General features: G+C 36.7%; 25 protein-coding genes. All 25 read left to right on the top strand.

What is annotated here, in order from left to right; translation table 11 throughout:
* Positions 1 to 108: 108 nt before the first annotated feature.
* The 25 genes from queF (at position 109) to atpG (ending at position 25,269) form a co-directional block, all read left to right on the top strand.
* Positions 109 to 468 carry a preQ(1) synthase gene (queF, locus tag G415_RS0102465; RefSeq protein ID WP_022670008.1) on the top strand — a complete coding sequence of 120 codons (360 nt, stop codon included), beginning with the start codon at positions 109 to 111 and terminating at the stop codon, positions 466 to 468.
* 13 nt (positions 469 to 481) lie between these two features.
* Positions 482 to 2,251, top strand: coding sequence for an indolepyruvate ferredoxin oxidoreductase subunit alpha (gene iorA / locus G415_RS0102460; protein WP_022670007.1), 1,770 nt, complete (start codon positions 482 to 484; stop codon positions 2,249 to 2,251).
* Complete coding sequence (locus G415_RS0102455; RefSeq protein ID WP_022670006.1) at positions 2,248 to 2,826, top strand: indolepyruvate oxidoreductase subunit beta; 579 nt, start codon at positions 2,248 to 2,250, stop codon at positions 2,824 to 2,826. The genes iorA and G415_RS0102455 overlap by 4 nt, the downstream gene beginning before the upstream one ends.
* 14 nt (positions 2,827 to 2,840) lie before the next feature.
* Positions 2,841 to 5,462 (top strand): valine--tRNA ligase, encoded by a 2,622-nt coding sequence (locus G415_RS0102450; RefSeq protein WP_022670005.1) that lies wholly within the window; start codon positions 2,841 to 2,843, stop codon positions 5,460 to 5,462.
* Positions 5,459 to 7,345 (top strand): hypothetical protein, encoded by a 1,887-nt coding sequence (locus G415_RS0102445; protein ID WP_022670004.1) that lies wholly within the window; start codon positions 5,459 to 5,461, stop codon positions 7,343 to 7,345. Before G415_RS0102450 ends, G415_RS0102445 begins: the two co-directional genes overlap by 4 nt.
* Complete coding sequence (locus G415_RS0102440; protein WP_022670003.1) at positions 7,342 to 8,283, top strand: polysaccharide deacetylase family protein; 942 nt, start codon at positions 7,342 to 7,344, stop codon at positions 8,281 to 8,283. Before G415_RS0102445 ends, G415_RS0102440 begins: the two co-directional genes overlap by 4 nt.
* Positions 8,280 to 9,389 carry a glycosyltransferase family 4 protein gene (locus G415_RS0102435; RefSeq protein WP_022670002.1) on the top strand — a complete coding sequence of 370 codons (1,110 nt, stop codon included), beginning with the start codon at positions 8,280 to 8,282 and terminating at the stop codon, positions 9,387 to 9,389. The genes G415_RS0102440 and G415_RS0102435 overlap by 4 nt, the downstream gene beginning before the upstream one ends.
* A complete protein-coding gene (locus tag G415_RS10625; RefSeq protein WP_022670001.1) occupies positions 9,382 to 10,323 on the top strand; it encodes a glycosyltransferase family 2 protein in 942 nt (313 codons plus the stop codon). The genes G415_RS0102435 and G415_RS10625 overlap by 8 nt, the downstream gene beginning before the upstream one ends.
* Positions 10,324 to 10,334: 11 nt before the next feature.
* Entirely contained in the window at positions 10,335 to 10,880 is a 546-nt protein-coding gene (locus tag G415_RS0102425; protein ID WP_022670000.1) for a macro domain-containing protein, read from the top strand.
* The gene (locus tag G415_RS0102420) at positions 10,877 to 11,749 is read left to right on the top strand and encodes an ABC transporter permease subunit (protein ID WP_026939531.1); all 873 of its coding nucleotides are present in this window, start codon (positions 10,877 to 10,879) and stop codon (positions 11,747 to 11,749) included. Before G415_RS0102425 ends, G415_RS0102420 begins: the two co-directional genes overlap by 4 nt.
* A gap of 1 nt (position 11,750) precedes the next feature.
* Positions 11,751 to 12,677, top strand: a complete 927-nt coding sequence (locus G415_RS0102415; RefSeq protein ID WP_022669998.1) for a branched-chain amino acid ABC transporter permease — start codon at positions 11,751 to 11,753, stop codon at positions 12,675 to 12,677.
* A complete protein-coding gene (locus G415_RS0102410) occupies positions 12,656 to 13,414 on the top strand; it encodes an ABC transporter ATP-binding protein (protein ID WP_022669997.1) in 759 nt (252 codons plus the stop codon). Before G415_RS0102415 ends, G415_RS0102410 begins: the two co-directional genes overlap by 22 nt.
* The gene (locus G415_RS0102405) at positions 13,415 to 14,128 is read left to right on the top strand and encodes an ABC transporter ATP-binding protein (RefSeq protein ID WP_022669996.1); all 714 of its coding nucleotides are present in this window, start codon (positions 13,415 to 13,417) and stop codon (positions 14,126 to 14,128) included.
* Positions 14,129 to 15,025, top strand: coding sequence for an NAD(+)/NADH kinase (locus G415_RS0102400; RefSeq protein WP_022669995.1), 897 nt, complete (start codon positions 14,129 to 14,131; stop codon positions 15,023 to 15,025).
* Positions 15,019 to 16,545: an AAA family ATPase gene (locus G415_RS0102395; RefSeq protein WP_022669994.1), complete on the top strand. Its 1,527-nt coding sequence runs from the start codon at positions 15,019 to 15,021 to the stop codon at positions 16,543 to 16,545. Before G415_RS0102400 ends, G415_RS0102395 begins: the two co-directional genes overlap by 7 nt.
* Positions 16,542 to 17,579, top strand: coding sequence for an undecaprenyldiphospho-muramoylpentapeptide beta-N-acetylglucosaminyltransferase (murG, locus tag G415_RS0102390; RefSeq protein ID WP_022669993.1), 1,038 nt, complete (start codon positions 16,542 to 16,544; stop codon positions 17,577 to 17,579). Before G415_RS0102395 ends, murG begins: the two co-directional genes overlap by 4 nt.
* Positions 17,576 to 18,328 carry an AAA family ATPase gene (locus G415_RS0102385; RefSeq protein WP_022669992.1) on the top strand — a complete coding sequence of 251 codons (753 nt, stop codon included), beginning with the start codon at positions 17,576 to 17,578 and terminating at the stop codon, positions 18,326 to 18,328. Before murG ends, G415_RS0102385 begins: the two co-directional genes overlap by 4 nt.
* A complete protein-coding gene (locus G415_RS0102380; RefSeq protein ID WP_022669991.1) occupies positions 18,321 to 19,127 on the top strand; it encodes a ParB/RepB/Spo0J family partition protein in 807 nt (268 codons plus the stop codon). Before G415_RS0102385 ends, G415_RS0102380 begins: the two co-directional genes overlap by 8 nt.
* A complete protein-coding gene (locus G415_RS0102375) occupies positions 19,128 to 20,807 on the top strand; it encodes an ArsB/NhaD family transporter (protein WP_022669990.1) in 1,680 nt (559 codons plus the stop codon).
* A 3-nt stretch (positions 20,808 to 20,810) separates the two neighbouring features.
* The gene (locus G415_RS0102370; RefSeq protein ID WP_022669989.1) at positions 20,811 to 21,254 is read left to right on the top strand and encodes a universal stress protein; all 444 of its coding nucleotides are present in this window, start codon (positions 20,811 to 20,813) and stop codon (positions 21,252 to 21,254) included.
* 75 nt (positions 21,255 to 21,329) lie between these two features.
* Positions 21,330 to 21,746, top strand: a complete 417-nt coding sequence (locus G415_RS10620; protein ID WP_022669988.1) for an ATP synthase F0 subunit B — start codon at positions 21,330 to 21,332, stop codon at positions 21,744 to 21,746.
* Positions 21,747 to 21,754: 8 nt separating this feature from the next.
* Positions 21,755 to 22,312: a F0F1 ATP synthase subunit B family protein gene (locus G415_RS0102360; RefSeq protein WP_022669987.1), complete on the top strand. Its 558-nt coding sequence runs from the start codon at positions 21,755 to 21,757 to the stop codon at positions 22,310 to 22,312.
* Complete coding sequence (gene atpH, locus G415_RS0102355; protein WP_022669986.1) at positions 22,309 to 22,848, top strand: ATP synthase F1 subunit delta; 540 nt, start codon at positions 22,309 to 22,311, stop codon at positions 22,846 to 22,848. Before G415_RS0102360 ends, atpH begins: the two co-directional genes overlap by 4 nt.
* A 16-nt stretch (positions 22,849 to 22,864) precedes the next feature.
* Positions 22,865 to 24,373, top strand: coding sequence for a F0F1 ATP synthase subunit alpha (gene atpA, locus G415_RS0102350; protein ID WP_022669985.1), 1,509 nt, complete (start codon positions 22,865 to 22,867; stop codon positions 24,371 to 24,373).
* Positions 24,374 to 24,393: 20 nt separating this feature from the next.
* Positions 24,394 to 25,269 (top strand): ATP synthase F1 subunit gamma, encoded by an 876-nt coding sequence (atpG, locus tag G415_RS0102345; RefSeq protein ID WP_022669984.1) that lies wholly within the window; start codon positions 24,394 to 24,396, stop codon positions 25,267 to 25,269.
* Positions 25,270 to 25,285 lie beyond the last annotated feature (16 nt).

Here is a 25,285-nt window from a genome sequence, read left to right as displayed (position 1 = left end):
AGAATTATATCAAGAATTTTAATCCAACATGCCTTTTTATCTTTATAATCTTGTAATCATCGTCTCTTTATGCTAAAAATAGGGTTAGTTTTTTACAGGGGGTGGCAAATGAAGTATGGAGAAAAAGCAATAGAAGAAGCTAAACTTGAAGTATGGGAGAATAAACACCCAGAAAATGATTATGAAGTAAGCATAGAGTTTCCCGAGTTTACATGCAAATGTCCAAGAAGCGGATATCCCGATTTTGCCACTATAAAAATAAAATATGTGCCAGATAAGTATGTAATCGAACTAAAATCCCTAAAACTGTTTTTAAACAAATACAGAGATAGATATATATCACACGAAGATGCGACAAACGAGATTTTTAACGCATTAAAAGAGACACTAAAACCTAAGCATCTTGAAGTAATTGGCGACTTCACGCCACGCGGCAATGTGAAAACAGTAATAAAAATAGCATTCTAAGGAGAGTGCAAAGGTGAGTTTTAAACTGGTAAAAAAGATAGTTAGTGGAAATCAGGCAATCTCAATAGGTGCATATAAAGGTAATGCCCGTTTCGGAAGCGGTTATCCTGGAACACCATCAAGCGAAATACTTGAGCATTTCAAAAACTATCCAACCGTTACGGCTCAATGGGCTCCAAATGAAAAGGCGGGATTTGAAGCGGCTTTGGGCGCTTCTTTGGCTGGTGTAAGAAGCTTTGCAACGATGAAACACGTGGGTTTAAATGTCGCTGCAGACCCGCTTATGACATCGTCTTACACAGGCGTGAATGCCGGGTTTGTTGTTGTTGTGGCCGATGACCCAGGCATGCACTCATCACAAAACGAGCAGGATTCAAGAAGATATGCAAAATTCGCCAAAGTTCCATTGATAGAGCCATCAGACCCGTTCGAAGCGATGGGTTTTATGCAGTATGCTTTTATCGTTAGCGAAAAGTTTGATACACCGGTAATCTTCAGAAGCACAACACGAGTATCACACTCACTCGGCATGGTTCAGTTTGACCCAAGAACATTGGACAACGAGCAAGAGTTAGAACTAAAAAAGGATTTTAGAAAATATGTAATGATACCGTCAAATGCCATACAAAGGCACAAGGTTGTAATAAACAGACTTGAAGAGTTAAAAAAGTTCTCAGAAGAGACGCCACTAAACAAAATAGAAAGCGGCTCAAACAACATAGGCATAATAACCTCCAGTATGGCTTACAATTATGTAAAAGAGATACTGCCAGATGCTCACATCTTCAAGGTTGGCTTTAGCTATCCTATGCCCATAAACAAGATAAGAGAGTTTGTAAAACAGTTCGATAAGGTTTTAGTCGTTGAAGAGTTAGAGCCGTTTATGGAAGAAGAGCTAAAAATAGCAGGCATAAACATAGAAGGAAAAAAATATTTTCCTGTTGATGGTGAGTTTAATCTTGATATAGTCGAAGAAGGCCTGCACAAGGCCGGCATACTCAAAGACAAAACGACAAAGGTGTTCAATGCGTTTGAACTGCCAAAAAGACCACCTGCTTTGTGTCCTGGATGCCCACACAGACCAATATTTGACATACTGCACTCGATAAGAAACATATTCATAACAGGCGATATAGGATGCTATACGCTTGGAGCCTTACCACCATTAGCCGCCATGCATACAACCGTCTGTATGGGTGCAAGCATATCAATGGCTGTTGGTATAGCAAAAGCTCAAAGCAAAGAGAAGGTCGTTGCGGTAATAGGAGATTCAACATTCTTCCATACAGGCATTCAACCACTCATAGATGCGCATGTAAACAAAGCAAATATGACGGTTATCATACTCGACAATAGAATAACAGCTATGACAGGTGGTCAGCCAGACCCATCGACAGGATTTACATTGAAAGGTGAAGATTTCCAGCCAATAAAGATAAAAGAGTTGGCAAAATCCCTTGGCATAGAAAGGGTGTTCGAAGTTGACCAGTATGATTACAAGACGACAAAAGAACTCATTGAAAGAGAGATAAACCACGATGGCTTGAGTGTAATTATACCAACAAGGCCGTGTGTTTTAGCTCCCAAAAAGATAAAAGATAAGCCGCTTACGGTTGTTGCAGACAAATGCACGGGCTGCAAAAGATGTCTGCGCATAGCATGTCCTGCCATAGATTTTAAAAACAAGAAGGCGATAATAGATGAAGTGTTGTGTACAGGTTGTGAAGTGTGCAAACATGTATGTCCTATAGAAGGTGCTATCGTGCCTAAGGAGGAGAAATGAACATAACAAGCGTTCTATTTGTCGGTGTAGGTGGAGATGGCATAATCACAGCTTCTAATATAGTTGCTCAGGCTTGTATGCTTGCCGGTTTTGATGTGAAAAAGAGCGAGATTCACGGCATGAGTCAAAGAGGTGGCTCAGTCTCGGCATCGGTAAGATTTGGAGATAAAGTGTATTCACCAACAGACAAAAAGGGCAGCGTTCAATTTATGTTTGCAACAGAAAAGGTTGAACTTCTTCGCTGGGTTGAATACCTAAATCCTGCATCAAAAGTAATAGCAAACGATAGAATCGTCCCAATTATAGGCCAAACAATAGATGAAAACAAGATTGATGAGATGATACAGAGCTTAACTGTGGAAAAATTAATAAAGAGAAAATTCTCAGAAGATGCAAAAAAGCTGGGTAATCCAAGATTGACAAATACAATTATGCTTGGCGTTTTATCTAAATTTTTGCCAATTGACGAGAAATACTTCTTTGAAGCCATAGATGATGTGTTGCCAGAAAAACTCAGAACAGTTAATGCCACTGCTTTTAGCTATGGTGTAAATCTTGCAAAAGAATACGCATAAAAAGGGGTGAAAGAATGGAAGAGACAAAGTATTCACCGGCTTTTGAGACAAAATGGTATAAATTTTGGGAAGAAAACGGCTATTTCAAACCAACAGAAAAAGAAGATAAAGAGAATTTTAGTATAGTTATACCGCCGCCAAATGTCACGGGTGCTCTTCATATAGGACACGCCCTAAATGGCACACTGCAGGACATTATGGTCAGATACAAGCGTATGAAGGGATACAATGTCCTATGGGTGCCAGGAACTGACCATGCAGGCATAGCAACCCAGAACATGGTCGAGAAGGATTTAGCATCTAAGGGTATAAAAAAGGAAGATTTGGGCAGAGAGAAGTTTGTTGAGAAGGTTTGGGAGTGGAAAGAGAAATACGGCAACAGAATAGTTGAACAGATAAAAAGATTGGGTTTGAGCTGCGACTGGTCAAGACTGCGTTTTACGATGGATGAACAGCTCTCAAAAGCTGTAAGAAAGGTGTTTGTTCAGCTTTACAAAGAAGGGCTGATTTACAAGGATAAATACATTATAAACTGGTGTCCAAGATGCCACACAGCCTTAAGCGATTTGGAAGTTGAATACAGGGAAGAGACAGGCAAACTTTACTATATCGAGTATCCGTTTGAAGATGGAAGTGGTGGTGTAATTGTCGCAACGACAAGACCAGAGACTATGTTTGGAGATACTGCAGTTGCCGTAAATCCAAACGACGAGAGATACAAAAACATAATAGGAAAGAATGTTATACTACCAATCAAGAATAAAGCCATTCCTGTAATAGCCGATGAGTATGTTGACATGGAATTTGGAACAGGCGTTGTAAAGATAACACCGGCACATGACCCAAACGACTTTGAAGTGGGAAGAAGGCATAATTTACCAATAGTCGTTGCAATCGACGATTACGGCAAAATGACAGAAGAAGCTCTGCATTACAAGGGCCTTGATAGATTCGAGTGCAGGTCAAAGCTTGTAGCAGAGCTTGAAAGCAAAGGATTCATAAAGAATGCGGCAGAACATAAACACGCCGTAGGCACATGTTATAGATGCCATACAACAATTGAGCCCTATGTGTCTGAGCAGTGGTTTGTAAGGACAAAACCGTTGGCAGAGCCTGCTATAAAAGCCGTTGAAGAAGGAAAAACCCGTTTTATACCCAAAAACTGGGAGAAAACATACTTTGAGTGGATGTATAATATAAAGGATTGGTGTATATCAAGGCAGCTCTGGTGGGGTCATAGAATACCCGTCTATAAATGCGAAGAGTGCGGCAAATACACGGTATCAGAAGAAGAGCCAAAGGTTTGTGAGCATTGCGGAAGCTCAAATCTCGTTCAAGAAGAAGATGTTCTAGATACATGGTTCTCGTCTGCCTTATGGCCTATGTCAACACTGGGTTGGCCTGAAGAAACAGAAGATCTAAAGAGATTTTACCCAACGAGTCTATTGGTTACTGGCTTTGATATTATCTTCTTCTGGGTTGCCCGTATGATGATGATGGGTTTGCACTTCAAAAAGGATGTGCCATTTAGAGATGTCTATATACATGCGCTCGTAAGAGACCAATATGGCCAAAAGATGAGTAAAACAAAGGGTAATGTTATAGATCCGTTGGAAGTTGTCGAAAAATACGGAGCAGACTCTCTAAGGTTTACACTTGCAATATTAGCCGCCCAGGGCAGGGATATAAAGCTATCCGAAGACAAAATCGAAGGATACAAGCGTTTCATGAACAAAATCTGGAACGCCTTTAGATACATAAAACTCAACACCGAAGGTCAGGAATTCAAAGAGAAACCAAAGAAACTCTCACCAGCTTCCATTTGGATTAAATCAAGACTCGCAAAAACAATCAAAAAGGTTGAAGGTAGCTTTAAAGAATACAAATTCAACGAAGCAGCAAGTGCCATATATCAATTCTTATGGCACGAGTTTTGCGACTATTACATAGAGATGAGCAAAGTCCATTTGAACGATGAGTTCTCATACTCTATAAAATACACATTGCTTGAAGTATTTGAGACAACTCTAAGGCTTTTGCACCCATTTACACCGTTCATAACCGAAGAACTTTGGCAGAAATTACCAAACAAAACGGGCGAATCGATAATGATTGCACCATATCCAGAGTTTAAGGAGTCTTTAATTTCTGAAGAGATAGAGTCATCAATGGATATAGTGCTTGATACGATAAGGTCTATAAGAAACCTAAGAAGCGAAAATAACATACCGCCTGCCAAAAAGATAAAGGTTTACATAAAAACAGCCAATGAACAGGTGCAATCAATTATCGTAAATTTCAAGAATTACATTTATGCCTTGGCTGGTGTTGAAAACCTGGTAATCACAGACAAAATAGAAGAAGAGTGCATTGTTCAATCAACAATCTATGGAGATATATACTTACCCGTGGAAGGCAACATAGATATAGAAAAAGAGATAGCAAGATTGGAAAAGCTGTTGAAAAAACAGGAGAAATCGCTATCATTTTTAAATAACAAGCTAACAAATCAGGCATTTTTAGAAAAAGCACCAAAAGAGCTAATTGAAGAGAAGAAAGCAGAGCTTGAAGAGATAACGACGGTTTATAAGAAAACAAAGGCCAGAATAGAACAGTTAAAAGGAATAAAAAGATGAAAAAATTTTTATCTATCCTGATTGTAATTTTTGTATTTGGGTTTTCTCAAACATCAAAAGCGGATGTATTTGATAATCTGACAGAACAGATAATGTCAAAACTTCACATTGTAAATGGCAAGGTAATAGCGGTAAATGGGAACAAGGTTGAGCTAAACAAAGGTGAACTCGATGGATTAAGCAGAAATTATTTCGTTTACATATACAGAAACTTGGGCAGTTTCGTGCCGTTAAATTCAGATAAACCTGTCCAGCTAAAGGAAGGGATAGCATATGCAAATGTTGTAAAAACATTTGAGCATAAAGCAATAGCTGTAATAACACAAGGCGTAGAAAGAGAGAAGAAGTATCTAATAGGGCTTGGCATAATACCAAACGGCGAAAAGGAGATAATAGGCAAACCAAAAGTTGGAGATTACTTCACTTCAGGAAAGGCATCTTATACAGTTGCCATAATAACAAGAAATCCATACATATACAAAACACTAAAGTCAAAGCTTGAACAGACCAATAGGTTTTTCGTTATAGGCGAAGATAGGGTTCAAATAGCAATCGTTAACAACAGAATAAACTCACTTTATGAAAAAACGGCGATAAAGAGATTAGCAAATGTTTTAAGTGCAGACCTTATAATAACCGTTTCAACGATAAGGGATAAGGATTTAAAGTTTAAGCTCTATAATGGTTACAGCGGCAATGTAATGCTGGCAAATTCCTTAGCAATAGACAAAGAGACCCAACTTGTTCTAAATTCACAACCAATACAAACCATACCACCGGAAAACTTAGTTGCTTCAAACCTAAGATTAAGGCCGAAGCTAACATTCTGGGAATCTATTTTAAACAGGTTTGGATTGTATAGCCCTTACACAGGCCTTCAGATGTCTTCTTCTACATACAAAGTTGTATTCTATAAACCGATTGGATATGGAACAACGGCATTCTATTACGGCCTATTTGACAGCGATAATTCAAGTAAAGTTGTTATAACTCAGGGCTCAAAAATCGAAGTTTATAGATTTCAGTGGGATAGTTTTGAAAAACTTTACGACCTATCTTACGGATACAACATCATAAACATAGACTCCGCAAAGATAAACGGAAAAACACTTATAGCTATAAGCAACTTCAACAGATATGGAGCACTCTCATCGGCTGTGGGATATATAAAAGATAAACGGTTTGTGCCCATTGTTGAAGATTTACCATACCACATAAGATTCTATAACAAGTTCAGCAACCATCCTATTCTCATAGCCCAAAAGGCAAGCGTATCAAAGCCATTTTATGGGCCTATATACGAACTCAGCTTAAACACATTCAAGCCTGTATCAGAACTCAAGCTTCCTATACAACCAGACAGCTTCTACGAGTTCTTCAAAGTTAAGAACGATATAGTGTTTATAAACAAATTCAAGCAGCTTGAAGTGTATAACACAGCTTTGGGTAAAGTCGTCCAAACAACATCGTATGGTTTTGGCCAAGGAGAAAGACTTATCCAAAGATACCCTGTTGACATAGAGAACAACGAAGAGCCCGTTGAAGAGCTATACAGAAAAGCAAGTGTGGAAATACCAAAAGCAATAAGAATACAGAAAGAAAATGGCAAAATTTATCTGCTTGGTTTGAGAAACTATATGTCAAACCATATAACTATAGCCAAACAGCACTACAACGCATACAACTTGAAACTGTTTGAGCTTGTTAATGGAAAGCTAAAGTTTATCTGGTCATCTGGCGATGTAAGTGGAAGAATTGTTGGCTGTGCAAAGGATGGCGATTATGTACTTTCTGTCATAGGTGTTCCAACGGGCTTCTTTGACAGATTCATAAGGGGAATTTACGAAACAGACAGACTAACAGCAGCAAGAATAGAGTATTGAAACCATTAATTGTTCTTTATTACCACAGGATACTGCCGTTTGAAGGCTATGATATAGATGTGAACACCTTCAGATGGCAGCTGTCTTTTTTAAAAAAGCATTTCGATATTGCAGACCCTGAAGTTTTATACGACTTAAAGAAAGGAAAAAAACTTAAAAAAAGCAGTGTATTGTTAACATTCGATGATGGTTTCTTGGACAATTTTGTTTATGCATACCAAATCTTAAAGGAATTTTCAGCAAAAGCCCTAATATTTATAATAACTTCAAAGGTTAGAAGTGGTGGAATAAATAAAACAACAGAAGACTATACAAATAATCTATTCATACCTGCTAAAGAAGAGAATGCTTTAAAAAAATCCTTATACGAAGGCGATTTATCGGAGTTTTTAAGCTGGGATGAATTAAAACTCATGAAAGAGAGTGGTATTTTTGAGATAGGCTCTCATTCGCACAATCATGTAAGGATATTCAGCTCTGACAAAAAAATAGGAGAATTTCAAACAGATTCAAAGGTTCATTGGAGTTATGAGTTCGCTTTGGGTAAAAAGCCCAAAATCAAAGACCCTATATACCCAATGAAAAGCTATCTTGCAACAAGAAGATTTTTTGAAGGCAAATGGGAAAAGGAAGAAGATTACCTAAAAAGGGTTGAAGAAGACTTAAAAACATCAAAAGAGTTAATCAAAAAACATCTCGGCTTTGACACACCATTCCTTAGCTGGCCGTGGGGTGAATTTAGCAGTGAATCCTTAGAAATAGCAAAAAAATTGGGCTTTGAATTCTGTTTTACGACCCAGAAAAAGGCCTTTTTTAAAGACGATTTCTGTCTAATAGGAAGAATACACGCACCAAAAAGTAAAAAAGCCTTTATAAGGAAACTTCTGTCAAACAAATATTACTTAACCGCAAAAATATACGCAGCTATGCACAAATGAAGCATATAGTTTTTGTTTTAGATGCCTTTGGTTTTTTTGGCGGACCAGAAAGAAGGGCATATAGAATAGCAAAAGGATTAAAAAAGCGCGGCAACAAAATAACAATTATCTCAATTATGAAAGCAGACGAATCATCTATAAAACAGGCAGAAATCGACGGAATCAATGCCATAAGCTTAACAGAAGAGCACAATAAAGCACTCAAATCATTCAGAATTGATGTCTTCTTAAAGCTAAGAAAACTACTCAAGAGTTTAAAACCTGACACCGTGATAACATTTGAGTTCTTAGCTGACTATACAACAAAGATGGCTCTGCTTGGCATAGATACACCAGTTATAACTTTTATTGGAAGCACAGTCTGGAAATGGGAGAGAAAGTGGCACAGGCGAGTATTTATGGAGTATTTTGTAAAGAAGAGCAAGTCTTATATTGCAAACTCCGAAAAGGTCAAAAAAAACATAATCAGGGTTTTGCCAAACGCAAAGGAGAAAATAGATGTAATTTATAATCCCATTAATATAGAGCAGTTTAGACCTTTAAGTTTAACAGAAAAAGCTAAAATAAGGGAAAAATTTAATCTCAAAGACTGTTTTATTGTGGGTTCGGTTGTTAGGTTTTATAATCCAAAAGGCGCAGATGTTCTAATCGAAGCGTTTGCAAAAAGTAAGATAGATGCAAAGCTTGTTTTGGTCGGAGACGGAAAATTAAAGGATAAGCTTATTCAAATGACAGAAGAGCTAAATATAAAAGATAGAGCAATCTTTTTGGGTGCTATAGAAGCAACAAAAGAAATATATTCACTGTTCGATGTATGCGTTATACCATCTCAAAAAGGCGGGTTTGACAATGTTGTTATAGAATCAATGGCATGCGGAATACCAACCATAGCCACAAAGGAGACAGGAATAGGAGAGATAGCAATCTCAGGAGAACATCTCTTGATAACAGACATAGATTCGGATAGTATATCTAAAGCGATAAGAGAACTATGGAAAAACAAAGAACTTAGAGAAAAACTTACTTTGAATGGGAGAAAATTTGTCGAAGAAAATTTAAGTTTAGAGAGAATAGTTGAGAAGATAGAGAAAAGTATCTATGGATAAGAACGAAGGCGTAAGCATAATAATACCAACATTCAATAGAAAGAATTTGCTATTACAAGCAGTAGAAAGTGCCTTTAATCAAACATACAAACCTTACGAAGTAATCGTATCGGATGATGGTTCATCAGATGGAAGCGGAGAGCTTGTAAAAAAGTATTTTCCTGAAACCGTGTATATTTACCACGAAAACTGTGGCAGATGTTGTGCAAGAAATATAGCAATTGAAAAAGCTAAATATCCATTAATAGCATTTTTGGATGATGATGATATATGGGACAAGAAGTTTTTGGAAATCTGCGTAAACAGAATAAAAAAGGGTGATGTAATAGGAGTATTTACAAACTACTTTAAACTCTATCCATCAGGCAAAAAGGTTATAGGTTATAAAGAAGGCAAAACCCCGCAAATTGTCGATTTAAAATGGATAGTAAGAGGAAGCTTTATAGACCCAAGTACGGTTGTCATAAAGAAAAAGATAGTTGAAAGAGTAGGTGGGTTTGATGAATCATTAGAAGTCACAGAAGATTGGGATTTGTGGTTAAAAGTAATGAAGATTGGAAAATTTGCATATATAGAAAAACCTTTAGTCTACAAAAGGATAGATATATGTAATGAGGAAATACCCATAAAAACAAGAAAACACAATTGCATAGTAATAGAAAATTTTTACAACTCTTTATCCAATACTAAAAAAAAAGAGATAGAGGATGTATTAAAACAAACTATGTCTAAGGTTTATATGAAATATGGAGCAGCTTTAATACATTCAGGAAACAGAAAAATAGCCAGAGAATACTTAAAAAAATCATTAGAAATAGACAACAAAAATTTTAAAACTCTATCAAGATATATTATAACATTCTTGCCAACTCCTATAGCAAAAGCGCTTAATGGGGGACACCTAAGAAAATTTAGAAAATTTTTTAAAAAATAGGAGATAAATCAATGAAAATTTTAAAAGAACTAAAAATAGACGAGAAAATTTCAAAAATTATCCTTGGCGATATTACAGAAGAAGAGACAGAAGCTATAGTTAATGCTGCAAATTCTCATCTAAAACATGGTGGTGGTGTTGCTGGTGCCATTGTAAGAAAAGGCGGCAGAATAATACAGGAAGAGAGCGATAAGATAGGTTATGTTCCAACTGGCTCTGCAGCTATAACAACAGCAGGCAAACTAAAGGCAAAGTATGTGATTCACGCTGTCGGTCCTGTTTGGGGCGAAGGCGATGAAGACAACAAGCTAAAAAACGCCGTTTTAAGTGCTTTGAAAATAGCAGAAGAGAAAGGTATAAAGAGTATCTCTCTACCTGCTATAAGCTCTGGTATTTTTGGTTTTCCAAAAGAGAGAGCAGCACATATAATCTTCACAACAGCCATTGAATTTTTAAAGAACGCAAAAAACTTGCAAGAGATACATTTTTGCAACATAGATGAGCTAACGAGTAATCTATTTAAACAAGAAGCGGAACGATGGGAGGCTAACCAATAGAAGCCTTTATTCAATACACGATAAACGGCATAATAACAGGTCTTATATACTCACTGGTAGCTATAGGTTTTAACATTATATATGCAAGCACTAAGATAGTGAATTTTGCTCAGGGAGAGTTTGTGATGCTTGGAGCGATGCTTGAGTTTTATCTCTTAAGCATACATATACCAATCGTCATCTCTTTTCTCATATCAATACTCTCAGTCGGCATATTGGGTTATCTCATATTCTCTATTTTTATAAAGAACACAAAGTCAAAAAATGAGTTAACTCTTATCATTTTAACCATAGGAATAGCAATGACAATAAGAGGAACATCCATGATAACCTTCGGTAAGAATGCTCACCCAGTAAGGCAGTTCTTACCTTTTGAAAGCATAACAGTGCTGGGTTTGAGCTTCTCATCTCAATACCTAATAATCATCTTCACAACGCTTATTTTAGCCACACTTCTATTTCTGTTTTTCTCAAAAACACTCCAGGGAAAAATAGCAATAGCCATATCTGAAAATAGAGTTGCATGTGAAGTGTTTGGAATAGACTCATCAAAAATACAGGCACTCTCGTTTTTTGTAAGCGGCGTCATAGGTGCAATAGGTGGCTCTATAATGGCACCAATCCTATTTGCCAAATACGATATGGGTCTATCCATAGGACTTAAGGGATTTGCGGCAAGTGTTGTAGGCGGTTTTGGCAACAACATAGGAGCCTTACTCGGCGGATTACTAATAGGAGTTGCAGAATCCCTATCGAGTGGTTATATATCGTCATCATACAGAGATATTGTCGCTTTCTCCATCATGATTCTTACACTTTTCCTTATGCCACAAGGGCTGCTGGGCTCAAAAGATGTAGAAAGGGTATAGCATGCCAAAAAACATTGCTTACATATCATTTTTTGTTTTAATGTTTGCAATTGGCATACTTATAAAAAATCCCTTCATTCTAAATATGCTCTCGATAGCAGCATTAAGCGTTATAGTTATTTTGGGACTTGACCTGCTTATGGGTTTTGCAGGTCAGGTATCGCTTGGTCATGCAGGATTTGTGGCAATGGGAGCCTACATATCAAGCCTTTTATCAATAAAGCTAAATATCAATCCATGGCTTGCAATACTTATCGCCGTTTTAATCACAAGCCTACTGGCAAGCATAATAGCATATCCAACAATGAAATTAAAAGGACACTATCTTGCTATGGCAACACTGGCAATAGGAGAGATCGTCTATATACTTCTGAACAATCTCACTTCTCTAACAGGCGGTCATCAAGGGCTCTCTGGAATGCCTATGTTAAGCATAGGAAATTTTGTATTTGATTCCGACAAAAAGTTTTATTTTCTCGTATGGTTAATCGTCTCAGTTATAACATTTATAATTGTTAATATCACAAACTCAAGTTTCGGAAGATCCCTAAGACTTATAAAAGAGAAAGAGCCTGCGGCTGTATCATTTGGTATAAATGCACACATGCTAAAGATAGTTGTTTTCACGATAAGTGCAACATTGGCATCGCTTGCAGGTGGTTTGTTTGCTTTCTATTTAGGCTTTATATCTCCTGCTTCTTTTAGCCTTTTAAAATCCATAGATTATGTCGTTATGGTGTTTGTTGGCGGTATGGGAACGGTTATAGGGCCTATGATTATGAGTGTGATACTTACCGTTTTGCCTAATATTCTTTTAAGCTTGCAAGAGTTTTGGCCTATAGTAAACGGCATTCTGCTTGTTGTTATGGTGATGTTTTTACCCGAAGGTATAGGTGGCATAATCAAATGGAAAAAACGCCTATTCTAAACATAAAGAGTATAAGTAAATCGTTTGGCGGCATAAAAGCCGTCGAGAATGTAAGTTTCACCGTAAAAGAGAAACAGATAAAGGCACTGATAGGCCCAAATGGAGCAGGAAAAACGACGCTCTTTAACATAATAACTGGACTATACAAAGCAGACAACGGAAGCGTTGAGTTTTTAGGTTCGGACATACTCTCAAAAAAACCGTATGAGCTTGTGAAACTCGGAATAGCACGCACATTTCAGAATATCCAGCTATCAGAAGAGTTAACAGTTTTAGAAAATGTGGCAATAGGTATGGATTTTAAAAAAAGAACTGGATTGTTTGAGATGATGTTCAAACCGTCAAAACCAACAGAAAAACAGAAATTAAAAGAAGCTTTCAAAGTGCTGAGTTTTTTAAAGATAGAAGAGTTTGCTTACAAATATTCTAACGAAATCCCTTTCGGTGTCAAAAGATTGGTTGAGCTTGCAAGGGCTATGGTGAGCAGCCCTAAACTATTGCTTTTGGATGAGCCTGCCGCAGGCCTAAACGAAAAAGAGACAGACAACCTTCTCAAAGCAATATTTAGAATCTGGGAAAAAGGTGTTTCAATCTTACTCATAGAGCATGATATAGAGTTTGTATCCAACTGCTCACACTCAATAGTCGTAATGGATAGCGGCAAGAAGATAGCCGAAGGTCTGCCAAGCGAAGTTTTAAACGATGAGAGAGTAATGAGAGCGTATCTTGGTGATTAGATGTTAAAAGTTGAAAATTTAGTCGTAAAATATGGCGAAGCTATAGCTCTAAAAGAGATAAACTTAGAGATAAAAGCAAACGAGATTGTGGCAGTGATAGGCTCAAATGGAGCAGGAAAAACGACACTTCTCAACGCTATTATGAACAGGGTAAAAAAATCCAAAGGAAGAGTATTCTTCAAAAACATAGAGATAACAAATCTAAAAACTCATAAGATAGCAAACTTAGGCATATCTTATCTGCCGGATAAAAGGACTGTTATAAAAGAGCTAACAGTTAAAGACAACCTTATGATTGCAGGATACAACCAGATAAAAACCAAAGGATTTACCTATTTCAACGACAAATTGGAAGCACTATTTGAGCATTTTCCAAATATAAAAACAAAGATAAAACAGAAGGCGGGACTGTTGAGTGGTGGAGAACAGCAGATGCTATCCTTAGCCCAAGCACTACTTAGAGAGCCAGAACTTATAATACTCGACGAACCAACCGCTGGACTATCTCCAAAACTCGTAAAAACGGTGTTTGAGATAATATCATTTATCAAAAAAAATGGACTCTCTATTCTCATAGTTGAGCAGAATGTAAACAAGACTATTGATGCCGCCGACGAAGTGTATATACTAAAAAACGGAAAGATAACAGACAAAGGCAAATCAAAAGAGTTTAAAGACGGCTTCAGATTAAAACAGGCTTACTTTGGAGGTTAAATGTTTAAAAAAATAGGAATAATAGCAAAAACGAAGGTCGAGAATATTAACATAATCATAAAGGAGCTTTTGGATTATTTCTCAAAGCTAAACATAGAAGTTATCTTAGGCAAAGAAGCAGCAAACTCCATAGGTAAGGTTGGAATAGAAAGGGACAAATTAGCATCATTTGTTGATTTAATTGTTGTGCTTGGCGGCGATGGAACATTCATATCTGCCGCAAGAAGCGTAAACGAATCAAAAAAAGAGATACCCATATTAGGAGTAAATTTAGGCAGAATGGGATTTTTAACCGAAGTGCCTTTATCAAGGATATATGAAGTCCTAAATGAGATTTTTATAAAAAATAACTATCAAATAGAAGAGAGAATGATGTTGGATGTTGAAATAACAAATAGTGATAAAACGATATGCAAAAAAACCGTATTCAACGATGCCGTAGTAAGCAAAGGTGCGTTGGCAAGAATAGTACCCATCAGAGTAAATGCTAAAATAAACGACAAAGATTACCATGTTGCCGTATATCATGCAGACGGCTTAATAATCTCCACTCCATCAGGCTCAACAGCTTACAATCTTGCAGCTGGTGGTCCTATTGTTTATCCAACAATGGATTGCATTATTATAACTCCTATATGTCCACATACACTTTCAAACAGACCATTAGTTGTTCCAGAAAACTCAAAATTAACCGTATCAATTGATGAAGAGATAGAAGATGTCATTGCAACACTTGATGGTCAGATAGGTTATGAGATATCGCCACAACACAGAATAAACATAGAAAAATCAACAAGAAAGATAAAGATATTGACACTGAAAGATAAAAACTATTTTGATGTCTTAAGAACAAAGCTAAACTGGGAAGAGAGAAAAGTAAGAACCCTAAAGTGCTAAAGAGAATAGAGATAGAAAACTTTTTAACCATAGAGAAGGCAATAATTGAGCCTGATGAGAAGATAACCGCCATTGTTGGTGAGTCTGGAAGTGGAAAATCACTAATCTTAAAAACCATAGAAAGTCTGTTCTCTTCAAAAACAGACACAAGCTTTATTGGCAATTTCTCTTCTGCTTCAAAGATTAGCCTTCTGTTTGAGTTAAACAACAAACAAAAGAAGGAACTTGAAGAGTTTGGCATAACAGACGATGAGATAGTGATAACAAAAATAATAAAGAAGGGTAAGGCAAAATCGTATATAAACCACGAGCCGATAAATCAGAAAATCTTGCCAGAGATAAAAAACATATTGATAGATTTGGTATCGCAGGATTACAGGTTTGAGTTGTTTTCAAATAGAATGCTCCTTGAGATATTGGATAGGCTGGTTGATAAAAAGATTTTAGAAAACTTCAAAAAGAGCTATAGAGAGTTTGAAGCTTTAAAAAAGGAAAAAGAGAATATTCAAGACGAGATTAACAGGATAAATCAAGAGCATCCAGAGATACTGCTTGAAGCAATAGAGAAAACAAATCCACAAAGAGACGAATACGAAGAACTGTTAAACCTATCAAAACAGGCAAAAACGAATGCTTTATCAAAAGAGACAGCTTCCTTTGGCATATCTGTGCTGTTTGAAGGAGAAAATAGCGTTGAGTCAATCCTAAGCTCACTTTTAGCAAAGCTTGAAAAATTAAACGAAAAAGGAGTGAAACTTGAAAGTTTAAATCTAATAAGTGAAGCATTAGACAAGATAAACCTTACAAGGGACGAATTTTACGAGATATTAAACAAGACATTTGAGCAGGAAGAGATTGACAAGATAAACAGAAGACTATTTGAACTTGAAAAACTGCAAAGGCAATTTGGTTTAAATATAAACCAGATAATAAAAAAAAGAGAAGAGTTAAAAAAACTCCTTAAGAAAAAGGCAAAGTTAGAGAATAAATTAAACACAACAGAAGACAAGATAAACAGACTGTTTGATAAATTAAAAAAAGAAGCAGAAGAACTAACAAGAAGAAGAGCTGAATCTGCGCTGTTAATTCAAGAAAAAATAAAAGAAGAGCTAAAAAAGCTCAAGCTTGAAAGAAGCATAGTAAAGGTAAATATTGAAGAGAAGAGCATTGACCAAACAGGCAAAGATAGAGTAGTAATCGAATTTACTGCAAATCCAGACCTAAACGCTCAACCACTTGAAAAGGTAGCATCTGGCGGTGAGAAGTCCCGCTTTATACTTGCACTAAAGAAGGCTCTAACTTCTATCGCCAATACAAATGAGACGGTGTTTTTCGATGAGATAGAGACGGGCTTAAGCAATACAGTTTTAAAAAGCGTCCTTGAAAGCATAAAGGATTACTCCAACACTTCACAGATAATTCTTATAACCCATAACTTAGAAGTTAAAGAGCTCGCAGACAAAATATACACAGTGAACAAAATCTTTGAAAACAACCGAACAAAAAGCGTGATAAAATGAAAAATGTCGTTTTAACAGGTGGTGGAACAGGCGGTCATCTCTTTGCGGCTTTAACCTTTGCAGAATACATAAAGAAAAAGGGTTTCAAACCAATAATCATCGGTTCACAATACGGAATAGAAAGAGAAATTTTAAAAAGATATCCATTTGAGTATTACCTTCTCTCTTCGAAGGGTATAGCAGGTAAAAATATCAAAGAGAAACTTAAAGGAGTAGTATTTACATCTAAAGCTTTTATCTCCTCATATAAACTCATAAAAATAATAGAGCCGATTTTTTGTATTGGTTTTGGTGGCTATGTAAGCCTGCCCGTTATGTTGTCTGCTGTTATGTTAAGAAAAAAAACAGCAATACTTGAGCAAAACTCAATACCGGGCAAAACAAACAAGATACTAAACAGGCTTGTTGATATAACATTTGTGAATTTTCCTATAACAGCACAATACCTAAAAAACGCAATTACAGTAGGAAATCCAACAAGAATAAAATTTAAAGGAACAAAAAGAGAGACAAAAGACAAGATAACAATCGGTGTAATTGGTGGCAGTAGAGGCGCAAGAAGCATCAACAATGCTATGATTGAACTCTCAAAATACGAACTAAACATAGATGTTGTGCACCAAACAGGCAAAGATGACTTTAAAAGGGTTAAAGAAGCCTATAAAGAGAGTAAAAAATCGTGGCAGGTGTTTGAGTTTATCGATGATATGGAATCTTTTTATTCATCAATAGATTTTATCATCTGTAGAGCGGGTGCAAGCACTTTGAGTGAGATAGCATGTGCAGGGTTAGGAAGCCTTCTAATTCCATATCCTTATGCTATTTATAACCACCAGTATTACAACGCAAAATACTTCAAAGACAACGATGCAGCAGAAATTATCTTGGATAAAGATTTGAGTGGAAAAAAAATTTATTCTTTTATATCATTCTTGACAGCAGAAAAAATTGAACAGATGTCTGAGAATGCTAAAAAGTTGTGCGAAAAGGACAGTTGCGAGAAAATGCTTAAGATACTGGAATCAGGATTATGAAGGTAATCGCCATAACTAACCAGAAGGGCGGTGTGGGTAAAACCACAACAGCCATAAATCTTGGCGCATCTTTGGCTGTTTTTGGCAAAAAGGTTTTAATCATCGACATAGACCCACAAGCAAATGCGACAAGCGGACTTGGAGCAGAGAAAGACATCTGCATCTACCACGCCTTGATAGGCAAAAGAACACTCAAATCACTCATAATACCCACAGAGATGGAAAATCTGTTTATTATACCATCTAACATGTCGTTAATCGGTGCAGAAGTCGAATTAAAAGATGTAAAAGATAAAGAGAGAATTCTAAGAAAACTCATAAAAACACAGCTAAACGATAAGTTTGATTATGTTTTAATAGACTGTCCACCATCTTTAGGTTTTTTAACGATAAATGCATTGGTTGCTTCGGATTCTGTGCTTGTGCCTGTTCAGTGTGAATACTTTGCTATGGAAGGTTTGGCTCAACTACTTCACACTATCAATCTTATAAAACGCACATTCAATCCATCGCTGAAGCTTGAAGGCATACTCCTAACCATGCACGACAAACGCAACAATCTATCAAAACAGGTTGAGATGGAGCTCAAAAGACACTTTCCAAAACAGATATTCAAAACACTTATCCCAAGAAATGTAAGACTCTCAGAAGCGCCAAGCTTTGGCAAAAGTGCGATAACTTACGATATAAAATGCCCAGGAAGTCAAAGCTATCTATCCTTAGCCAAAGAGGTTCTAAAATATGCCTAAGAAAGGTGGCCTTGGCAAAGGACTTGAAGCCATATTTGGCGAGATAGAAAACATAGAAAACGAAGAGAGAATAATAAACATAGCTATAGACTTGATAGAGAAAAACCCGTATCAGCCAAGAGAAACATTTGACGATAAATCTATTGAAGAGCTAACAGAATCAATAAAAGAAAAAGGTATCATTCAACCAATTATCGTAAGAGAGAAGGAAGATAAATACCAGATTGTTGCGGGTGAAAGAAGATTTATAGCCGCAAAAAGGGCAGGGCTCACATCAATACCTGCAATCGTAAAAAACTTTACAGATAAAGAAGCAGCAGAAATAGCCCTAATAGAAAACATACAGAGAAAAGACTTAAATCCAGTAGAAGAAGCTTTAGCTTACAAGCGATTAATGGAAAACTTCGGATACACACAAGAAGAAGTTGCAAGAAAGGTTGGCAAAGACAGGGCAACCATAGCAAACAGCCTAAGGCTACTCAAACTTCCAGAAGAGATTCTAAATATGCTCAAAAAGGGTGAAATAAGTCAAGGCCATGCAAGGGCAATTCTGGCTTTGAAAGATGAAAATAGCCAAAAAGAGCTTGCAAAAAAGATAAGGGATAAAAAATTAACCGTTAGAGAAGCAGAAAGAGAAGTTTATCAAAACCAGCAGATAGAAGAGTTGAAAAAGTTAGAAGAAAAACTAAAAAACGCAATAAACACTCCACTAAAAATAAAGATAAGGGATGGTAAATACTCCCTTGAGATAAAGTTTGACAATATAGATAAATTAAACGAATTTATTGGGAGGCTTTAAATGCCCAAAAAGTTTTTATTGCTTCTTTTCATATCCATAATTTTCCTAATGCCTTTTTTTGAAGCACACTCTGCAACACTAAGGGTTGGCGGCATAGTCCTTAACGAGCACAGAACACCTGTAGAAGGCGTTGAAATATCCATTATTTATAATCACAAAACAATAGCAACGACCGAAACAACAAACAAAGGAACATATTTCTTAGAAACAAAAATAAAAAACGAAATAAACCCAAAAGATGTAGTCATAGAATTCAAAAAAACAACATACAAAACTATAAAAAAACCTATAGAGAACATATTAAAATCTAAACTGCCTGATGGCAGCATAATCTACATCTCATCAGTAAATGAAACAATACCCAGGGAAATAACGCCCGCATTCTGGATAGCTTTGGCAGTTCTAATAATGACATTTGCTCTTATATCCTTTGAAGTTATGCATAGGACTGTCGCAGCGTTGCTTGGCGCAAGTATTCTACTGTTTATCTCTTATACACTTGGAACATTCAGCGAGAATTTTTTTGTTCTTTCGTTTGAAGAGGCTGTAAGAGCCATAGACTTCAATGTTATACTGCTTTTGATGAGCATGATGATAATTGTTGGCGTAATGAAAAAAACAGGCGTATTCCAATGGCTTGCATACAAATCGTATGCATTAAGCAAAGGAAATGTGTTCAAGCTATCTATAATACTAATGTTTGTAACTGCTGTTGTGAGCGCATTTTTAGATAATGTAACCACGATGCTTTTAATAGCTCCTGTCTCTATTGAGATAGCACTGATGTTAAATATAAACCCATTGAGTTTACTTATACCTGAAGTTATAGCATCAAACATGGGCGGAACTGCGACTTTAATAGGTGACCCACCAAACATTATGATAGGTTCGTTTGCAAATTTAACATTCAATCAATTTCTCATAAACTTGGGAGATGTAATATTCATAATTCTGATAGTCAATATATTTGTTATGAAATTTTTCTTTGGAAAGGAATACAAAAAAGGGAAAATAGAAAATGTTAACGAGTTACTTGAAAAGCTAAAAAGAGAATACAAAATTACAGATAAAAAATTACTCAATTACTGTTTATTCATATTAGGATTCGTCATAGCCTTATTCGTAACTCATGGATTTTTGCACATGGAACCATCGATTGCGGCCATGATAGGTGCGTCTATGATTTTAGTTTTTAGTGGTGTTGACATAGTCGAAATGATGGAGCATGAAGTAGAATGGGCTACTTTGGTATTCTTCATGATGCTGTTCATAATTGTTGAAGCAAGCGTTCAAACTGGGGTTATAATGATGGTAGCAACATGGGTAAAAGATTTAGCAGGAAACAGTTTAGTTCTTGCCATAATTTTAATCATATGGGTGAGTGCTATAGCCTCAGCTATAGTTGACAACATACCATTTACAGCAACAATGCTGCCTGTTGTGGCATACTTAACAGAAACCATACCACATGCAGGCAACACTTTGTGGTGGGCTTTGGCACTCGGTGCATGTCTTGGTGGAAACGGAACATTAATAGGCGCAAGTGCTAATGTTGTAACCGCTGGAATATCAGAAAGAGCGGGTTATCCAATAACATTTAAAGAGTTTCTAAAGGTTGGAGTCCCGGCAACGGTTATATCCGTAACGATAGGAATGATTTGGTTATTACTTGGAGGATAAAAAATGAACAAATATGAGCTTGTCGTGATAGCTAAAGGTTCAGATGTAGGGCACAAAGCAGCAGAAGAAGCAGCTATAATAGCAAGGGATAAAAACATAGACACAATACACTTACTATTCGTAAATGATATAGACTTTTACTCAGGTGGAGGAATTCTGCATCTAAAAGAGGAATTACAAAAAAGCCTTGAAAACATAGGTGATGCAATCATAAGAATGCTAACAGAAACTATAAAAAAACACAATTCAAACGTAAATGTAAAAAAAATAGAATTATCTGGAAAAACAGCCGAAGAGATACTAAAATTCGTAAACGAAAATGATATAAACATACTAATAATACCAAAAGATAAAAGAGGACCAATAGAAAAATCCTTAGTAGGTGGAGAGATAGAGCCGTTTTTTGACCAGATAAGAAAAAGAACGAATCTGATTGTAGTGCAGTAGCAGTTGACATAAGTTTTAGCTTATGGTATTTTTACCCGAAAATTTTTGAGACACACTGGTTAGGGAGGTTTGCCTATGATAAATATTAATCACACCCTTTTCATGCAGATGGGTGCATTTTTGGTGCTACTGTTCCTTCTCAACATAATCCTATACAAACCATTATTAGCAAAAATCAGAGAGAGATTTGCAACAATCGAAGAGCTAAACGAGAAGGCCAAAAAATATCAAGAAGAAGCAGCAAAAAATGAAGAAGAGTACAAAAAGAGAATCCTTGAAGCTGAACAGACAGCAAAACAGAGCTATGCAAACAAAGTGTCTGCAGCGTTGAAAGAAAAAGAAGAGAAAATATCTGAAGAAAACAAGAAGGCATTGGAAGAGATAAGAAAATTCGAAGAAGAACTCAATAAAAATATCGAGATGGAACTTGTATCATCGAAGGATTACAGTATAGAGCTTGCAAACAAAATTTACAAACAACTCATAGGGTAGGGGGTGGTATGGTTAAACTATCAAAGTTTCTTACAGTTGGTTTGAGTATTGGTTTGAGCATATCTGCTTCGGTGGTCTATGCTGCGGAAGAAGGCAACATAGAACCACACATGATGTGGAGAGTTATTGATTTTGTTGTATTCTGCGGCTTATTGTTTTACTTACTTAAAAAACCTGTCGCAAACTTTTTTAAAAGCAGGAAAGAAAGTATAGTTGAAGAATTAGAAGAAGCTCAAAGATTAAAAGAAGAGGCAGAAAAACTATTCGAAGAGACTCAAAAAAAATTAAAAACACTTGAAGATGAGATTAAAAACATTATTGAGACATTTGAGTCCATGGCAGAGAACGAGAGACAGCAAATTCTCAAGGAAGTTGAAAGAGCTATAGAAAGGATAAGGGCATCTATAGAAGAAGAAAAAACATCATTAATGTCCAAAGCAAAGCTTAAACTCTTAACACAGATGAGTAAAGAGGCTATAGAGAACCTAAGAAAAAGGTTCGAAAATCTTTCTAACGAAGAGCATGCCAAAATCAATGAAAAGTTTATAAGGAGTCTGCAGCAATGATAGATAAAAAGGTTTCTGTTAGATATGCAAGGGCTCTTCTTGAGTTGTGTGAAGAGAAAAACACAGACGAAAACGAAGTTCTAAGCACATTAAATGAACTCTCTAAAATTTTAAAAGAGAATCCTAAACTTTTTGAGTATTTGGCTGCGTATGTTGTCCCGTTTGAAAGTAAAGCAAAAGTTATAGAAGGGATAGTTGAAGGCAATTTGCTTGTTGAATTCCTAAAGTATGTTGCAAAAAAGGGAAGATTTAAACTTATCTTCGACATTATCGAACTATTCGAAGAGCTCGTGTATGACAAACAGAACAGGGTAAAAGCATTCGTCAAAAGCGCTGTTGAACTCGATGATGAGATAAAAGAACAATTAAAAGAGCAACTGTCAAAAAAACTCAACAAGCAGATAGAGTTTGAATTTGAAGTGGATAAGGATTTAATCGGCGGCATAATTGTTCAGGTTAAAGATGTCGTATATGACGGAAGCTTAAAAACATACTTAACAAACTTAGAACAGAGATTACTAAAACTTTCAGTTTAAAAGGAGGAGTGGTTAAATGCAGATTAAAGCCAGCGAAGTCAGTGAAGTCATAAAAAAAGAGATTGAAAACGCCAAAGAATTTATCGATATAAGCGAAACAGGAACAGTCTTAAGCGTAGGCGATGGAATCGCAAGGGTGTATGGCTTGACAAAGGTTATGGCAAACGAGCTTGTCCAGTTTGAAAACGGCGTCATGGGAATGGCTCTAAACTTAGAAGAAGACAATGTTGGTGTCGTTGTTCTTGGTGATGATAAGGACATCAAAGAAGGAGATAAGGTAAAAAGAACAAAAAGGATTTCCCAGGTTCCAGTAGGTCCTGCACTTGTTGGAAGAGTGGTAAATGCTTTGGGTGAACCAATAGATGGTAAAGGTCCTATCGAGAGTGAACACTACAGAAGAATCGAGATAAAAGCACCAGGTATCGTCCAGAGACAGTCGGTTAAAGAGCCGCTTCAGACGGGAATTAAAGCAATCGATGCAATGATTCCTATCGGCAGAGGCCAAAGAGAGCTCATAATCGGTGATAGGCAAATTGGTAAAACACAGATTGCATTAGATACAATAATAAACCAGAAAGATACGGATGTTTATTGTATCTACGTCGCAATAGGACAGAAAAGGTCAACAGTCGCAAGGATATGGAAACAGCTCGAAGAAGCAGGAGCAATGGAATACACAACAATCGTCGCAGCAACGGCATCCGACCCTGCACCACTTCAGTATATTGCACCTTATGCCGGCGTTGCAATGGGCGAATACTTCAGAGACAACGGTATGCACGCATTAATTATATACGACGACTTGACAAAACACGCACAGGCTTACAGGCAGGTTTCACTGCTCCTAAGAAGGCCACCAGGCAGAGAAGCATACCCAGGCGATGTTTTCTATCTGCACTCAAGACTGCTTGAAAGAGCCGCAAAACTATCCGATGAGATGGGCGGGGGTTCTTTAACGGCATTACCTATAATCGAAACACAGGCAGGCGATGTCTCCGCATACATCCCAACAAATGTTATCTCCATTACAGATGGTCAGATATACCTTGAAAGTGACTTATTCTATGCAGGTATCAGACCAGCTGTTAACGCTGGTATCTCAGTATCAAGGGTTGGTGGTGCAGCCCAAATCAAAGCAATGAAACAGGTTGCAGGAATGCTCAGGCTTGCTTTAGCCCAGTATAGGGAGCTTGCAGCATTTGCACAGTTCGGAAGTGATCTTGACAAGGTAACACAGCAACAGTTAAACAGAGGAGCAAGGCTAACAGAAATCCTAAAACAGCCACCATTTGCTCCATTGCCAGTTGAAAAACAGATATTGATAATCTATGCAGGAAACAATGGATATCTTGACGATATAGCTGTTGAACATGTTCAGAAGTTTGAGCAGGAGCTTTACAAGTTCGTTGAAGCTAAATACCCAGATATACTCCCAGAGATAAAAGAGAAGAAAAAGATTGACGACGAGCTGAAGAGTAAGATGGATAAAGCGTTAGAAGAGTTCAAAAAAGTCTTTAAACCTTAAAAAGCAAAGGGGCTTGAGTCATGGCTGTAAGCATGCGAGATATTAAAAGAAAGATAACCAGTATTCAAAAGACGCAGCAGATAACCAAAGCAATGAAGATGGTTGCTGCTGCAAAACTAAGAAAAACACAAGAAGCTGCCCTTATTTTCAAGCCATATATAACAAAACTGGAGCAGATGATAGCATCGTTGGTAAGCTCAACATCGCATCAAGATAACAAAATGCTCCTTTTCAGAGATGTAAAAAGCGTTGATATAATCGTAATTACATCCGATAGGGGGTTGTGCGGAGCATTTAACCACAATGTGCTAAAAGAGACTGAGCACTTCATAAAAAACAAACTGCAAGGTAAAGATGTAAACCTTGTATTAATAGGAAGATTTGCCTACAATTACTTTAAATTCAGAGGAATAAAGCCAAAAGAGACATACACTGATGTTTTAAAAGATAAGGCAGAATATTCAACCGCAAGTGATATAATGGAAAAGGTTATAGCAGACTTCTTGGATGAGAAAAGCGATGAAGTCTATATTATTTACAACAGGTTTGTAAATGTTCTGGTTCAAAAACCAACAATAAAGAAAGTGCTTCCAATTTACATAGGTGATACTGTTCCTTCAGAGAAGGGAATGGTTGAAAAATTCGATTTTGAGCCAGATAAAGAGACAGTTTTAGAAGAGCTTTTGCCAAAATATGTAAAAATGGAGTTATACGGCAGCATGCTTGAGTCTTTGGCTGGTGAATATGCAGCCAGAATGACGGCAATGGATGCTGCAACAAACAACGCAGCAGAGATGATTAAAACATTAACACTCGAATTCAATAAAGCAAGACAGGCTTCTATTACGAAAGAGCTTATCGAGATAACGACAAGTATAGAAGCTATGAAACAATAAAAAAACAAAAAAGAGG

Source organism: Hippea alviniae EP5-r, assembly GCF_000420385.1.
GTDB lineage: Bacteria > Campylobacterota_A > Desulfurellia > Desulfurellales > Hippeaceae > Hippea > Hippea alviniae.
Note: the sequence above shows the minus strand (reverse complement) of the source record. Positions and strands in the feature narration are given on the sequence as shown.